The 16,852-nt window shown below is 74.3% G+C and carries 3 protein-coding genes; 2 read left to right on the top strand and 1 reads right to left on the bottom strand.

The window, feature by feature from the left end; genetic code table 11:
* The first annotated feature begins 5 nt into the window (after positions 1-5).
* Both AB0B45_RS04680 and AB0B45_RS04675 read left to right on the top strand, forming a co-directional pair.
* On the top strand, positions 6-14,783 hold the full coding sequence (locus tag AB0B45_RS04680; RefSeq protein WP_358125262.1) for an amino acid adenylation domain-containing protein: 14,778 nt from the start codon (positions 6-8) through the stop codon (positions 14,781-14,783).
* Entirely contained in the window at positions 14,780-14,995 is a 216-nt protein-coding gene (locus AB0B45_RS04675) for an MbtH family protein (protein ID WP_358125259.1), read from the top strand. The genes AB0B45_RS04680 and AB0B45_RS04675 overlap by 4 nt, the downstream gene beginning before the upstream one ends.
* Here the strand turns inward: AB0B45_RS04675 and AB0B45_RS04670 are convergent, their stop codons facing one another.
* Positions 14,996-16,849, bottom strand: coding sequence for an ABC transporter ATP-binding protein (locus AB0B45_RS04670; RefSeq protein WP_358125257.1), 1,854 nt, complete (start codon positions 16,847-16,849; stop codon positions 14,996-14,998).
* Positions 16,850-16,852 lie beyond the last annotated feature (3 nt).

The raw sequence follows: 16,852 nt of genomic DNA, 5'->3' as shown, positions 1-16,852 counted from the left end.
GCCAGATGTCCGTACTTCCTTTGACCGGAGCCCAGACCGGAATCTGGCTGGCCCAGCAGATAGAGCCGGACAGCCCGGCCTACACCATCGGCTGCTACGTGGAGCTCTCCGCCGACGCGCCTCGGCTCGCCGTCGCGATCAGACGGGCCGTGACCGAGGCGGAGAGCCTGCACGTGGTGTTCGCCCAGGACGAGGGACGTCCCGTCCAGATCACCGGGTCCGCGGGCGAGTGGCCGCTTCCCCTGCTCGACCTGACGGAGGAGGCCGCCCGCGCGTGGATGGCGGCCGACCTGAAGCGGACCACCGACCTCGCCCGCCGCCCGATGTTCGCCCACGCGCTGCTCAGGCTCGGCGACGGCCGGGTGTGGTGGTACCAGCGTTACCACCACCTGGTCACCGACGGCGTCGGCGTGCTGCGCCTCATCCAGCGCGTGGCTCACCTGTACGGCGCGGGCCCCCACGCCGACGTCGACTGGTCGTATCCCACGCTGGTGGCGGCCGACGCGGACTACCGCGCCTCGGCCGAGCACGCGGCCGACGCCGGCTTCTGGCACGACAGGCTGAAGGGCCTGCCCGACGAGCCCGCCAGGCTGGTGGCGTGCCCGCCGGCCCAGGCGGTCAGCTCAGTGCGACGCACCGTGCACCTGTCGCCGGAGCGCTCCGACCGGTTGAGGGCGGCCGCGGCCACCCTGGGCACCCGCCTGTCGCGGATGGCCATCGCCGCCGTGGCCGCCTACCTGCACAGGGCGAGCGGCGAGCGCGACGTGGTCCTCGGCCTCCCCGTCACGGGCAGGCTCCGGGGCGAGGACTCCCCCGCGCTGATGTCCAACGTGCTGCCGCTCAGGCTCGCCGTTCGCCCGGGCACCACGGGGGCCGAGCTGGTCGCGGCGGTGGCCGGCGAGGTCGGGCAGGTGGCCGCGCACGCCCGCTACCGGGGCGAGGACCTGGCCAGGGAGCTCGGCAGGGTCGACGGGCTGCGCTCGCTCATCGGGCCCACCGTGAACGTCATGCCGTACCACGAGGGGATCAGGTTCGGCGACGGCGGCTGCTCCATCAGCTACCTCTCGCTCGGACCCGTCAGCGACCTGTCGGTGGCGGTCTACGACCGGCCCGCGGGGCAGGGGCTGCGGATCGACTTCGACGCGGACGCCGCGATCTGCGGTCCCGGCGAGCTCGCCGAGCACGAGCGGCGCTTCCTCCTGGTGCTGGAGGCGATCGCGGAGCGGCCCGACCTGCCGCTGGGCGTCATCGACCTGGCGCCGGTCCCGCCGTTCGCCGCGCTGCCCGATCTGCGGGAGGTCTCATGGACGGCGGCCTTCCGGCAGCGGGCGGCGCTCACGCCAGGCAAGGTCGCGGTGATCTGCGAGTCGGAGCGGCTGACCTACGCGGAGCTGAACGCCAGGTCCGACAGGCTCGCCCGCGCGCTGCGCGCCGAGGGTGTCGGCGCGGAGGACGTCGTCGCGGTGGCCGTGCCCCGCTCGGCGGACATGGTCGTCGCGCTGCTCGGCGTCATGAAGGCGGGCGCCGCCTACCTGCCGCTGGACGCCGACCATCCGGCCGACCGGCTCGTGTACATGGTGGAGGACGCGGGGGCGCGCCTGCTCGTCACGGTGACGGGCCACGCCGACGACCTGCCGCTGCCCCGGCTCCTCATGGACGACCTGCCGCATGCGCCGGAGGAGTGCGACCTGCCCGAAGGCGAGCTGGACAGGGCCGCCTACGTCATCTACACCTCCGGCTCGACGGGCCGGCCGAAGGGCGTCGTGGTCTCCCACGACGGCGTCGGCGCCCTCATCGCCACCGCCACCGAACGGCTGGGCGTCGACTCCTCCAGCAGGGTCGCCCAGTTCGCCTCCGTGGGCTTCGACGTGGCCGTGTGGGACCTGGTCATGTCGCTGTGCGTGGGCGGGACGGTCGTCGTCGTGCCGTCCGAGCGCCGGGTGGCGGGCGTGGAGCTGACCGGCTACCTCACCGAGCACAGGGTCACCCACATGATCCTGCCGCCGTCGCTGGTGGCGGCGCTGCCCGCCGAGTGCGAGCTGCCCGAGGGCGGTGTGCTCGTCGTGGGCACCGAGACCGTCCCCGCCGAGCTGATCGCCCGCTGGGGCGAGCGCATGCGGGTCGTGGTCGCCTACGGCCTGACCGAGGCGACGGTCAACTCCACGCTCTGGCTCGCCGAGCGTGACTGGGCGGGCCCGGTGCCGATCGGCGTGCCCGACCCCGGCACCCGCTGCCACATCCTCGACTCCGCGCTGCGCCCCGTCGCGCCGGGCGTCACCGGCGAGCTGTACGTCGGCGGCCGCGGCCTGGCCAGGGGCTACCTCGGCAGGCAGGCGCTGACCGCCGAGCGGTTCGTCGCCGACCCGTTCGGCGAGCCGGGCGACCGGATGTACCGCACGGGCGACAGGGCCAGGCGGCGTGCCGACGGCACCATCGACTTCCTCGGCCGCGAGGACGGCCAGCTCAAGATCCGCGGCTACCGGATCGAGCCGGGCGAGGTCGAGAGCGTCCTGATGAGCCACCCCTCGGTCGCGCAGGCGGCGGTCATCGCGGTGGAGGACCACAGGGGCGTCAAACGGCTGGTCGGCTACGTGACGGGCGGCGGCGACCTCGACCCCGCGCCGCTGCGGCGGCTGGCGGCGAGCTCGCTGCCCGAGTACATGGTGCCCGGCACGATCGTCGTGCTGGAGGGGCCGCTGCCGTTGACGCCGAACGGCAAGCTGGACAGGCGGGCGCTCCCCCTGCCCGAGTGGACGGCGCAGGCGGGCGGCGCCGCCCCCGCCACCCCCGCGGAGCGGACGCTCGCCGGGCTGTTCGCCGAGGTGCTCGGGCTGGCCTCGGTGGGCGTGCACGACAGCTTCTTCGAGCTCGGCGGCGACAGCATCGTCGCGATCCAGCTGGTCAACAAGGCCAGGCGGGCCGGTCTGGCGATCACGCCGCGCGAGGTCTTCCTGCACAGGACCGTGGCCGCGCTGGCGCAGGGGCGCGGCGAGGCCGTACCCGAGCAGACCCATGATCCCGGCGTCGGCCTCGTGGAGGAGACGCCGATCGTCGCGTGGCTGCGCGAGACGGGCGGGCCGATCGACGGCTTCCACCAGTCGGTGACGGTGCGCGTGCCCGCCGATGTCGACGAAGGCGTGCTCACCGGGGCGCTGCAGGCCGTCCTCGACCACCACGGCATGCTGCGCGCCAGGCTGCTGCGCGGCGAGGACGGCTGGCGCATGGAGGTGCCGCCGCCCGGCACCGTCCGGGCCGCCGACCTCCTGACCTCCGACGACGTCGAGGCGGCGGTCGCGCGGCTGGATCCCGCGGCGGGGGTGATGCTGCGGGCCGGGTGGTCGGCGGCCGAGCGGCGGCTGTCGCTAGTGGCCCACCACCTCGTCGTGGACGGCGTCTCCTGGCGCATCCTGCTGGCCGACCTGGCCCAGGCCGCCCGGGCGGTGGCCGCAGGCGAGCCGGTCGTGTTGCCGCCGGTCGCCACCTCGTTCGCGCGGTGGTCACGGCTGCTGGCCGAGGCAGGCTTTGCCCCCTCCGTCCAGGCCGAGCTGGAGGTGTGGCGGTCGACGCTCGCCGAGCCCGTGCCGTCCCTCGGGCTGCGGCCCCTCGACCCCTCGACCGACACGGCCGCGCGAGAGCGCAGGCTGACGGTCGGCCTGCCGGTCGACCAGACGGCTCCGCTGCTGACCGACGCCCCCGCCGCCTACCACGGCAACGTCAACGACGTCCTGCTGACCGCGCTCGCCGCCGCCTTCTCCCGCCGTCGTGGCGCCGGAGGGCTGCTGGTCGACCTGGAGGGACACGGCCGCGAGCAGGACCAGGTGGCGGGCGAGGCCGACGTGACCCGCACGGTCGGCTGGTTCACCAGCCTGTTCCCCGTCAGGATCGACGGCGGCGATCCGGCCTGGGAGGAGTTCCGCGCGGGCGGCCCAGGGGTCGGCGACGCGCTCAAGCGGGTCAAGGAGCAACTGCGCGCCGTCCCCTCGTCGGGCCTCGGCTTCGGCCTGCTGCGCGACGCGCTCGGGGACCTGCCCGCACCCGAGCTGCTCTTCAACTACCTCGGACGCTTCAGAGCGGGCGGCGACGCGGACTGGGAGCCCGTGGGCGCGGCCGACCCGCTGTCGGCCGGGCGCGACCCCGGCATGCCGCTGGCCCACCACCTGGAGATCAACGTCATCGTCCGCGACGGCGCGTCGGGGCCCGAGCTGAGCGCCACGTGGTCGTGGCCCGAAGGGGTCCTCGACCACGCCGACGTCGCCGAGCTGGCCGACGCGTGGCTGGAGGCGCTGCGCGGGATCGCCGCCCACGTGGCGGGGCCCTCCGCGGGCGGGCACACCCCGTCCGACTTCCCCATGGTCGCGCTCGACCAGGAGGAGATCGACGCGCTCCCGCGCGAGCTCGAGGACGTCCTGCCCGTGACGCCGCTCCAGCAGGGCCTGTTCTTCCACTCGCTGTCCGACCCGGACGTCTACACCGTCCAGCAGGTCGTCGAACTGGCGGGGCACGTCGACCCGGCCGCGCTGCGCGGCGCGGTTCAGCGCCTGGTGGACCGGCACGCTCCGCTGCGCGCGGGCTTCGTGCAGCGCGCCGACGGCAGGGTGGCGCAGCACGTCGTCCGCCGTGTCGCGGTCCCATGGGAGGAGGTCACGGCCGCCGACGTCGAGGAGGTCGCAGGACGCGAACGCGCGCGCCCCTTCGACCTGGCCACGCCGCCGCTGCTCAGAGCCGTGTTGGTCAACGGGCGCACGCTCGTCCTGACGCTGCACCACCTGGTCGCCGACGGCTGGTCGGTGCCGATCATGCTGCGCGAGCTGCTGGGCGAGCACCTCGGCGACGTCACCCCCTACCGGGACTACTTCGCCTGGCTGCTGAGCCGCGACGACGAGGCGGCGAGGCAGGCGTGGCGGCGGGCCATGGCGGGGCTCGACGAGCCGACGCTGCTCGGCACCCCGGGCGGAGCCGGGCGGGCGGGGCAGATCGCCTTCGAGGTGGACGCGGACCTGGCCGCATGGGCGCGGGCGCGCGGGCTGACGCTGAGCACGGTCGTCCAGGGCGCGTGGGGGCTGCTGCTCGGCAGGCTGACCGGACGGCACGACGTCGTCTTCGGCAGCACGGTCTCCGGCAGGCACGCAGACGTCGAGGGCGTCGAGTCGATGGTCGGCCTGCTGGTCAACACCGTCCCCGTACGCCTGGAGTGGCGTCCCGAGGACCGGCCTGCCGACCTGCTGTCCAGGCTCCAGGACGCGCAGGCGGACCTGCTCGACCACCAGCACCTCGGCCTGGCGGAGATCCAGCGGATCGCTGGGTTCACCACCCTGTTCGACACGCTGGTGGCGGTCGAGAACTATCCCGTCGAGGGCGACACGGGAGCGATCTCGGGGGTCGACGTCCGCGACGGCTCCCACTACCCTTTGTCGCTCACCGTCGTGCCGGGGCGGCGGATCGCGTTCAGGCTCGACCACGCCATCGGACAGACGGCCGCCGCCCGGCTGGCCGAAGGGCTGAAGCGCCTGCTGGAAGGGATGGTCGCCGACGCCGACCGCCCGGTGGGCCGCCTCGACCTGATGGACCTCGACGACGCGCGCCTGGTGGGAGGTCCGCGTGAGGCGCCGTCCACGACGCTGGCGAGCGCGTTCGCGGCGCAGGCGGCCAGGACGCCCGACGCGACGGCCGTGTTCTTCGGCGCGGAGGAGGTCTCCTACGCCGAGCTGGACCGCAGGGCGCGGGCCCTCGCCGTACGGCTGGCGGGCCGGGGGGTCGGCCCTGGGCAGTTCGTCGCGGTGGCGCTCCCCCGCTCGCCCGACCTGCTCGTCGCCATGCTCGGAGTGCTGCAGGCGGGCGCGGCCTACGTGCCGCTCGACCCCGACCATCCCGCGGAGCGGCTGGCGTACATGCTCGCCGACTGCGGCGCCCGCGTGGTCGTCACCGTGCCCTCCTTCGCCGGGCACGAGGGCGTGGAACGCGTCGTCGTCGGCGAGCCCGACGAGACCGCGGCAGAACCGCGGCCCGCCTCGCAGGGCGACCCCGCCTACCTGATCTACACCTCGGGCTCGACGGGCCTGCCCAAGGGCGTCGTCGTCACGCACCGGTCGATCGTCGGCCATCTGGCGTGGGCGCAGGACCTGTTCGCCATGGACGCGCGCGACAGGATGCTGCAGCAGGCCTCGGCGAGCTTCGACGCCTCCGTCTGGCAGATCTTCTGGCCGCTGTGCTCGGGCGCCGCCGTCGTGCTGGCCGAGCCCGGCGGGCACGTCGACCCCGCCTACCTGGCGGGGCTCATCAGGGACCGGCGGGTGAGCGTCCTCGACATCGTGCCCTCGATGATCAGGGCCTTCCTGGCCACCGACGAGGTCACGCGGGATCCAGGCTGGGCGGCGAGCCTGCGCAGGGTCTTCGGCGGCGCGGAGGCGCTGACCGGCGAGCTGGCCCGCCGCTGGCGGGAGCTGACCGGAGTGCCCGTCGACAACGCCTACGGGCCCACCGAGGCCACCGTCCAGGTCACCTGGTGGGACGGCGACGAGGACGGCGGCGAGACGGTGCCGATCGGCAGGCCGGTTTGGAACACCGGGCTCTACGTCCTGGACGTGTGCCTGCGACCCGCGGCGGAAGGCGAGCTCTACGTCTCCGGCGACCAGCTCGCCCTCGGCTACCACGGCAGGCTCCCCCTCACCGCCGAGCGGTTCGTCGCCGACCCGTTCGGCCCGCCTGGCACGCGCATGTACCGCACCGGCGACCTGGTACGGCTGAGCCACGACGGCGCGCTCGAGTACGTCGGCAGGACCGACCACCAGGTCAAGATCCACGGCAACCGCGTCGAGCTCGGCGAGGTCGAGGCGCGCCTCGCGGCCCTCGAAGGCGTCGCGGAGGCCGTGGTCGTCGCCCGCGACCACGGCGAGGCCACGCGCCTGATCGGCTACGCCGTCCCCGAGAGGGACGCGGTGATCGACGGCGCGCGGTTGCGCGCCGCGCTGGCGGCGGCGCTTCCCGCGCCGATGGTGCCGAGCGCCGTCGTGACGCTGGAGAAGCTGCCGCTGACCATCAACGGCAAGCTGGACCGCGAGGCGCTCCCCGTCCCGGAGGTCGCGCCGAGGAGCGTGCGCGCGCCGCGGACCGGGCGGGAGCGGCTGTTCCGCGACATCTTCGCCGAGGTGCTCGGCACCGAGGTCGGCGTGGACGACGACTTCTTCGCGCTCGGCGGCGACAGCATCGCCTCGATCGCCGTCTCGGGCCGCGCCCGCAAGGCGGGTCTGGCGGTCAGCCCCCGTGACGTCTTCGCCTGCCGTACGCCCGCGGCGCTGGCGGCGGCGACAGCGGAGGCCGTCGAGGAGGCGGCCCCGGCCGAGCTGATCACGCTGACCGGCGAGGAGAGCGAGAGCGTACGGCGTGCCGTCCCCGTCACCGTCGAGGACGTCTGGCCGCTCTCCCCTCTGCAGGAGGGGATCTACTTCCACGCCAGCTACGACGCCGACGCCATCGACGTCTACACCTCGCAGGACGTCTTCGAGTTCGAGCGGCCCGTCGACATCGACCGGCTGCGCGCGGCCTGCGCGGCGATGCTGGCGCGCAACCCGAGCATGAGGGCCGGTTTCACCGCCGAGGGGCTGCCGCGTCCCCTGCAGGTCATCGGCACCGAGGTGGAGGTGCCGCTGCGCGAGCTCGATCTGTCGGGGATGCCGCGGGACGAGCGCGACAGGGCGGTGGCCGACCTGCTGGCCGAGGACAGGACCACGCGGTTCGACCTGGCCGCACCGCCGCTCATGCGGCTGCTGCTGATCCGCCTCGGCGAGCGCGACCTGCTGGTGCTCAGCCACCACCTGATCCTGTGGGACGGCTGGTCGGGCTGGCTGGTGCTCGAACAGCTCCTCGGCGACGCCGCGCCGCCGTCACCCGGCACCTACCGCGACTACCTCGCGTGGCTGGCCGCGCAGCGGGACGGCGAGGCGCTCGGCGCGTGGCGCGCGGCCCTGTCGGGGCTGGACGAGCCGACGCTCGTACGACCGGCCGACGACGGCCTGCGGCCGGCGATCCCGGTCGGCCTGGACGTCGTGCTGCCCGCCGAGCTGGGCGACGGCCTGCGGGCGATGGCGCGCGAGACGGGGCTGACGCTCAACACGCTGCTCAACGCCGCGTGGGGGCTCGTGCTCACGGCCACGGTCGGCCGTGACGACGTGGTGTTCGGCGCGGCCGTGGCAGGAAGGCCGGTGGCGGTGCCCGACGTGGAGACCATCATCGGGATGTTCCTCAACACGGTGCCCGTGCGGATCGGCTTCGACCCTCGCGAGTCGGTGCTCGACCTGGCCAGGCGGGTGCAGGCCGAGCGCGTGGCGCTGATGCCGTACGAGCATCTGGGGCTGGGCGAGCTGCAGAGGGAGAGCGGCCACCGGCGGCTGTTCGACACCCTCTTCGTGCTGCGCGAGGCGGGCGGCGAGGAGCGGATGGGCGAGTTCACCGGCCGTCACGGCATCGTGAACGTGACGGCGGTCGACGCCACCCACTACCCGCTCACGCTCATCGTGACGCAGGGCGCCCGCCTGCGGGTGACGCTGTCGTACCGGCCCGACGTGTTCGGCGGCGACGAGGCGGGGCGCGTGCTCGACCGCTTCACCGCCGTCCTGGCCCGCATGGTGGCGGCGCCGCACGCCCTGGTCGGCACCGTGGACCTGCTGCTGGAGGGCGAGCGCGGGGACGCGGACCCGTCCAGGCCGCTGCCGCGGGCGACCGTCGCCGAGCTGCTCGCCGAGCAGGCGGCGCGCACTCCCTGCGAGGTGGCGCTGGTCTTCGGCGAGGAGCGGCTGACCTACGCCGAGCTCGACGCCCGCGTCAACAGGATGGCCAGGCTGCTGATCGAGCACGGCGCGGCGCCCGAGAGGGTGGTCGCCCTCGCGCTGCCCCGCTCGGCCGACATGGTCGCGGCGCTGTTCGCCGTGCTGCAGACCGGCGCCGCCTACCTGCCGCTGGACCTGGAGTACCCGGCGGAGCGGCTGGCGTTCATGATGGAGGACACCTCGCCGGCCTGCGTGGTGACCACAGGGTCCGTGGCCCTGCCCGAGACCGGCGTGCCGCGCGTCGTGCTCGACGATCCCGCCGTCGCCGCGCGGCTGGCCGAGCTGCCGCCGGGCGAGCTGGCCGACGCCGAACGGCCCGGCTTCGCCCGCGACCTGTCGCACCGGCTCGAGCACCCCGCCTACGTGATCTTCACCTCGGGGTCGACAGGCAGGCCGAAGGGTGTCGTCACGCCGTACAGGGGCCTGACGAACATGCAGTTCAACCATCGCGAGGCCATCTTCGAGCCGGCGATCGCCGCCGCCGGCGGGCGGCGGCTGCGCATCGCCCACACGGTCTCCTTCGCCTTCGACATGTCGTGGGAGGAGCTGCTGTGGCTGGTCGAGGGGCACGAGGTCCACGTCTGTGACGAGACCCTGCGGCGCGACGCCGAGGCACTGGTGGCCTACTGCGACAGGGAGCGCGTCGACGTCGTCAACGTGACGCCCACCTACGCCCACCACCTCATCGAGCAGGGCCTGCTCGAAGGGCACCGGCCGCCGCTGGTGCTGCTGGGCGGCGAGGCCGTCTCCGAGACGGTGTGGGCCGCGCTGCGCGACACCGACTCCACCTTCGGCTACAACCTCTACGGGCCGACCGAGTACACGATCAACACGCTGGGCGCATCCACGGACGACAGCGCGACGCCGACCGTGGGCAGGCCGATCTGGAACACCCGGGCGTACGTGCTCGACTCCGCGCTGCGCCCGGTGCCGCCCGGCACCCCCGGCGAGCTCCACATCGCGGGCGTCGGCCTGGCCCGCGGCTACCACCGCCGTCCCGCGCTGACCGCCGCCGCCTTCGTCGCCGACCCGTTCGGCCCGCCGGGCGCCAGGATGTACCGCACGGGCGACCTGGTACGGCAGCGCCCCGACGGCAACCTCGACTTCCTCGGCCGCACCGACGACCAGGTGAAGATCCGCGGTTACCGGGTCGAGCCGAGCGAGGTCGCGGCGGCGCTGGAGGAGCACCCGCACGTCTCCCACGCGGCGGTCGTCGCCGACGAGGGCAAGCGGCTGCTCGGCTACGTCGTCCTCCAGACCGAGGGCGGCGACCTGGCCGAGGTGCGCACGTCGCTGAAGGAGCGGCTGCCCGGCTACATGGTGCCCGCCGCGCTCGTCGCGGTGGACCGCCTGCCGCTCACGGTGAACGGCAAGCTGGACGTGCGGGCGCTGCCCAGGCCCGCCGTCAGCGGCGGCGGGGAGAGCCGCCCGCCCCGCTCGGCGCGCGAGCGCGTGCTGTGCGAGCTGTTCGGCGACCTGCTGGGCGTGGAGGGCGTCGGCGTCGACGACGACTTCTTCGACCTGGGCGGGCACTCCCTGCTGGCCACCCGCCTGGTCAGCAGGGCCCGCGCGGCGCTCGGCGCGGAGCTGGCGATCCGCGACCTGTTCGAGGCGCCGACGGTCGCCGAGCTGGCCGCCAGGCTGACGGAGCAGGACCCTCGTCCCGCGCTGACGGCCGTGACCGAGCGTCCCGCCGAGCCCCCGCTGTCGTTCGCGCAGCAGCGGCTGTGGGTGATCGAGCAGCTGGAGGGGCCTTCGGCGGTCTACAACTTCCCGCTGGTGATGCGGCTGCGCGGCGAGCTCGACGTCGAGGCGCTTCGGGCGGCGCTGGCCGACCTGACTGCCCGCCACGAGGCGCTGCGCACGCTGATCGTCGAGCGGGAGGGGCGTCCCTTCCAGCGCGTGGTGCCGGTGGGCCAGGCGATCCCCTCCGTGGAGCTGGTCGAGGCGGACGAGGCGTCGCTGGAGGCGATCGTCGCCAGGCCCTTCGACCTGGCGGCCGAGCTGCCGTTGCGGGCCACCGTCGTCAGGCTGGGTGAGCGCGATCACGTGCTGGCGCTGCTGCTGCACCACATCACGACCGACGAGTGGTCGGACGGCCCGTTCCTGCGCGACCTGTCGGCCGCCTACGCCGCCCGCCTCAGGGGGGCGGCTCCCGCCTGGGAGCCGCTGCCCGTGCAGTACGTCGACTACACGCTCTGGCAGCGCCGGCTGCTCGGCGACAGGTCCGACCCAGGGAGTCTGGCCGCCCGCCAGCTCGCGTTCTGGGCCGAGACGCTGCGCGGCGCGCCCGAGCGGCTCGAACTGCCGACCGACAGGCCCCACCCCGCCCGCCCGGCCGCGGCGGGGGGCGAGCTGCGGGTCGAGTTCGGCGTGGAGGACAGCGAGCGGCTGCGGCTGCTGGCCCAGCGGTCGGGCGTGAGCATGTTCATGGTCTGCCACGCGGCGGTCGCGGCGCTGCTGCACCGCCTCGGCGCCGGTGACGACCTCCCGCTCGGCGTGCCGGTCTCGGGCCGCGCCGACGAGGCCCTCGACGATCTGGTGGGGTTCTTCGTCAACACGCTCGTGCTGCGCGCCGACGTGTCGGGCGATCCGACGTTCGCCGAGCTGGTCGCGCGGGTCAGGGAACACGACCTGGCCGCCTTCTCCCACCAGGACGTGCCGTTCGAGGCGGTCGTGGAGGAGCTCAATCCGGTACGGTCACCCGGCCGCAACCCGCTGTTCCAGGTGATGGTCGGCTACCGCTACCGCGCGGCCGACGACTTCGCCCTGGAGGGCCTCGAGGTGCTGCCCGCGCCCGTGGACGCGAGCACCGCCACGTTCGACCTGGTGTTCGGCTTCGTCGAGGACGCCGCGATCTCCTGCGTGATCGAGTACCGCTCCGACCTGTTCGACAGGTCCACGGTCGCCACGATGGGCGCGCGGCTGGCGCGGCTCGTCGGCACCGTCGCCGCCGACCCGTCGGTCCAGGTCGGGGAGATCGACGTGCTGACGCCCGCCGAGCGGGAGCTGGTCGTGACCGGCTTCAACGCGACCGACCGCCAGGTGGCCGAGGAGACCATGCACGGGATGTTCCTGCGCAGGGTGGCCGAGCGCCCCGACGCCGTCGCGGTGGTCGAGGGGAGCCGTTCGGTCACCTACGCGGAGCTGGACGCCCTCTCCGACCGGATGGCGGGGATGCTCGCCCACCACGGTGTCCGGGAGGAGAGCGTGGTCGGCGTGGCGGTGCCGCGCTCGGTGGACATGGTCGCGGTGATGCTCGGCGCACTCAAGCTCGGCGCCGCGTTCCTCCCGCTCGACCTGGCCCATCCCGCGGACCGCCTGGCGTACATGGCCGGTGACTCGGGGGCGAAGGTGGTCGTGGCCACCCAGCCGGTCGAGGGACTGGACGTGCTGCTGCTCGGCGACGCCCTCGCCGGGGAGCGCCGGACGCCCGCCTACCCCGAGGTCGCGCTCGACCAGGCCGCCTACGTCATCTACACCTCGGGCTCGACGGGACGGCCGAAGGGCGTGCTCGTCACCCACGAGGGGATCGGCAGCCTGGTCGCCACAGCCGTCGACAGGATGGGGCTCACCCCCGACAGCAGGGTGCTGCACTTCGCCTCGATCGGGTTCGACGTCACCGCCTTCGAGCTGAGCATGGCGCTGTGCCACGGCGGCAGCCTGGTGCTCGTCCCCGACGCCGCAAGGGTGCCCGGCCCGGAGCTGACCGACTTCATGAACGAGCGCCGGATCACCCACGCGATCCTGCCCCCCTCCCTGGTGGCGGCGCTGCCCGCCGGCTGCGAGCTCCCGGAGGGCTGCACCGTGCTGGTCGGAACGGAGACGGTCCCGCCGGACGTGATCGAGCGATGGGCGGGCAGGCTGCGGCTGCTGGCCGCCTACGGGCTGACCGAGGCGACGGTGAACTCCACCTTGTGGGCGGCCGAGCCCGGCTGGGCAGGAGCGGTGCCGATCGGCGTCCCCGACCCCAACACCCGCGCCTACGTGCTCGACGAGCGCCTGCGGCCGATGCCTCCAGGAGTGGCGGGCGAGCTGTACATCGCCGGCCGCGGGCTCGCGCGCGGCTACCTCGGCAGGCACGGCCTCACCTCCGAGCGGTTCGTCGCCTGCCCGTTCGGCCCTCCAGGCGCCAGGATGTACCGCACGGGCGACAGGGCCCGCTGGCGGCCCGACGGCAACCTCGACTTCCTCGGCAGGGCGGACGACCAGATCAAGATCCGCGGTTTCAGGATCGAGCCAGGCGAGATCGCGGGCGCGATGACCAGGCACCCGTCGATCTCCCAGGCGGCCGTCGTCACCGACACCAGCGGGCCCGAGCCGCGCCTGGTCGGCTACGCCGTCTCGACGGCCGGCCCGCTCGACCCCGCGCGGGTGCGGGCGCACGTGGCGGCGCTGCTGCCGCCCGCCATGGTGCCGTCCGCGGTGGTGGTGCTCGAGCGGCCGCTGCCGCTGACGCCGAACGGCAAGCTGGACCGCGCCGCGCTGCCCGCGCCCGACTGGTCGGCGCTGACCGGCGCCGCCCGGCCGCGGACGGGGCGGCAGCACCGGCTCGCGGAGCTGTTCGCCGAGGTGCTCGGCCTGCCCGAGGTCGGCGTCCACGACAACTTCTTCGAGCTCGGCGGCCACTCGATGTCGGCCATGCGGCTGCTCGGCAGGATCCGCACGACGCTGGACGCCCGCCTCACGCTGCGGACCGTCTTCGACGCGCCCACCGTCGCCGCCCTGGCCGCCAGGCTCGACGAGGACGACCTCGGCGACCGGGCCAGGCTGCGGCGGCGGGACCTGCCCGCCGCGCCGCCCCAGGAGTGGCAGTGGTCCAGGCACGGGGACGGGTCGCCCTACGACATGGCGTTCGCGCTGCGCTCCCCTGACGTCGACGCCGCCGCCGCGGCGCTCGCCGACGTCACCGCCCGCCACGAGCCGCTCCGTACGGCCCTGGCCCGCCGCGACGGCAGGCTCGTCCAGGTGCCCGCCGCGCAGTGGCTGGAGCATGTCCAGGTGCGCGACCTCGACGAGGGGCTCCACGAACTGGCGACCGAGCCGGCCGACCTGGAGGGGCGTCCGCCGCTGCGGGCCAGGTTGCTCACCGACGAGTCGGGCGGGCGGGCGCTGCTGCTGACCATGCACTACCTCGCCGTCGACGAGTGGTCGGTGGTGCCGCTCGTGCGCGACTTCGCCGCCGCCTACGAGGCCAGGCTGCGGGGCGCCGCCCCCACGTGGGAGCCGCTGCCGGTCGGCTACGCCGACTACACGCGGTGGGCGCACGAGGTGGCCGACGACGGTCAGCTCGACCACTGGCGGCGGGCGCTGGACGGGATGCCGCGGGTGGTGGCGCTGCCGTACGACGGGGCGGGCGAGGGCGGGAAGGGCGGCCACGTCGGCGTCGCGCTCGACGCGGAGCTGCACAGGGGCATCGACAGGCTCGCCGCCGAGAGCGGCGCCAGCATGTTCATGGTGCTCCACGCCGCGTTCGCGACCCTGCTTACCCGGCGAGGGGCGGGCACCGACCTGCCGATCGCCTCGCTGGTGGCGGGCCGTACCGAGGAGGAGCTGACCGGCCTGGTCGGCTGCTTCTTCAACACCGTCGTCCTGCGCACCGACACCTCGGGGCGACCGTCCTTCCGCGAGCTGCTCGCGAGGGTACGGGAGACCGACCTGAGCGCGCTCGACCGGCAGGACGTGCCGTTCGACAGGGTGGCAGGGGCGCTGGGCCTGCGGGCCCCGCAGGTGATGATCGTCCACCACGAGCAGGCCGACACGGGCGAGCTCGCCTTCGAGCACGTCCCGACGGGGGCGCTCAACGCCGACCTGACGCTGAGCTTCTTCGAGCCGCGCGGCGACGGTCCAGTGGAGTGCCTGCTGGAGTACGCGACCGGCCTGTTCGACCGGGCCACGATCCAGTCCATGGCGGACGAGCTGGTCCGCATTCTGAACACCGAAGTGAGGAGCGAGGCATGAGCACGAACCCGTTCGAGGACAGGGACGGCCGTTTCCTGGTGCTGGTCAACGACGAGGGCCAGCACTCATTGTGGCCGTCGTTCGCCGAGGTGCCCGCGGGATGGCAGGTGATGTTCGGCGAGGAGACGCGCGAGGCCTGCCTTGAGTATGTGGAGACCCACTGGACCGACCTGCGACCCCGCAGCCTCGTCGAGGCCATGGGGCAGGACTGATCATCCCTCGCGGTGGCCGGACCAGGCCTCCCACAGGGCCGCGTAGCGGTCGCCGGCACGCACGAGCTCGTCGTGCGTGCCGGTCTCGGCCACCCTGCCCTCCTCCAGCAGCACGACACGGTCGGCGGACGCGGCCTGGGTGAGCCGGTGGGCGACCACCAGCGCGGTCCTGCCTTCCATCGCGGCGGCGGCCGACGCCTCCAGCGCCCTCGCGCCCGCGCTGCCCGCCTCCGCCGTGGCCTCGTCCAGCACCACCACCGGCGGGTCGGCCAGCACCAGCCTGGCCAGCGCCAGCTGCTGGGCCTGGGCGGCGGTGAGCCGGTGACCGCTCTCCCCCACCACGGTCTCGAGCCCCTCAGGCAGCGCCCGCGCCCACGCCAGCGCGCCGACGAGGTCGAGCGCGGCGACCAGTTCCTCGTCGTCGGCCTCGGGCTTGGCGAGCCTCAGGTCGTCCGCGAGCGGGCCGGTGAAGACGTGCACCTCCTGGGTGAGCAGCGCGACCTTCCTGTCACCGCCGCCGACGGTGACCGAGCCGCTGTCGACGGTGATCGAGCCGCTGTCGGGGGCGTGAATGCCCGCGATCAGCTTGGCCAGCGTGGTCTTGCCCGCTCCGCTGGCGCCCACCAGGGCGACCTTCTCCTTGGCCGCGATGTCCAGGCTCACGCCGCGCAGCACCGGATGGCCGCTCCTGTAGGCGTACCGGACATCTGAGACGCGGACGTCCACGGCGGGCGAGCCGGAGGCGGGCGGCGGGGCGGGGGCGGCCGCGGCGTCGACCACCCCGACCAGCCTGGCCAGGCCGGCCGCCGCGGCCTGGGCGTCGTCGACCAGGCCGAGGGCGATGTTGACGGGCGTGAACAGGCTGTGGAAGTAGAGGGCGGCGGCGCCTGCCGTACCGATGGTGACCCCTCCGCCGCGCACCAGCAGGAAGCCCGTTACCAGCACCGCCGACAGCCCGACCCACTCGGCCAGGTTGAGCCTGCCGTAGAACCTGGTGACGAGTCTGACGCCCGCCACCGCCAGGTCGACCGCGGCCCGTGAGCCTGTCCCCACCATGGACACGTGCCGGTCGGCGAGCCTGAACGCCCGCACGGTCGCCGCGCCGCCGACCGTGCCGAGCAGCAGTTGCTGCTGGACGCCGACGGCCACCCGCTGCGACGCGTACAGCGGGACGGCGCGGCGCACGTACCAGCGCAGCGTGTGCGCCTGGATGGGCACCGCGAGCAGCGCGACGAGCAGGAAGCGCCAGTCGAGGACCGCCATCCCCACCAGGGTGAGCGCGATGGTCAGGACCGAGCGGGCCAGCGCCGGCAGCGCGTCGCGGACCGCGTTGGTGATCACCGCCACGTCGCTCGTGACTCGGGCGGTCAGGTCGCCGGAACCGGCCCGCTCGACCTGGTCCAACGGCAGCCCCAGCGCCGTGTCCACGAAGCGTTCGCGCAGCGTGGCGAGCATCCCCTCGCCCAACCGCGCCACGAGCGAGACGCCGATCGCGGTCGCCACGCCGTAGCCGACGGCGATCGCCACCAGCCAGACGACCGGCTCGGTGATCGCCTCCGCCGGGCGCCCCCGGGTGACCAGGTCGATGATGTGCCCGAGCACCGGCGCGGTGAGCAGGCCGATCCCGGTCGCGACGACCAGGACGGCGAAGCCGCCCAGCGCCGCGAGCCCGTGGGGGCGGGCCAGCCGCCACACCGCCGCCCTGGTCTGTGCCGCGGTGGCGGTCGGCAGCAGCTCGCGTTCCTCGCTCGTCATCGGCCCTCTCCTCGTGGCGGTCGCATGCTCGTTCGTCTCCGCGGTCACGCCCTCGTCGCCTCCCTTGACGGTCACGTGCTCGTTTCCCTTGGCGGTCACGTG

This window comes from Nonomuraea sp. NPDC049152, assembly GCF_040648355.1.
Taxonomy (GTDB): domain Bacteria; phylum Actinomycetota; class Actinomycetes; order Streptosporangiales; family Streptosporangiaceae; genus Nonomuraea.
This window is presented reverse-complemented; position numbering and strand designations above follow the sequence as displayed.

What these genes read in the sequence shown, in the direction of transcription:
- AB0B45_RS04680 (WP_358125262.1), top strand. Translation starts at nt 6, where the DNA reads ATGTCCGTACTTCCTTTGACCGGAGCCCAGACCGGAATCTGGCTGGCC.
- AB0B45_RS04675 (WP_358125259.1), top strand. Translation starts at nt 14,780, where the DNA reads ATGAGCACGAACCCGTTCGAGGACAGGGACGGCCGTTTCCTGGTGCTG.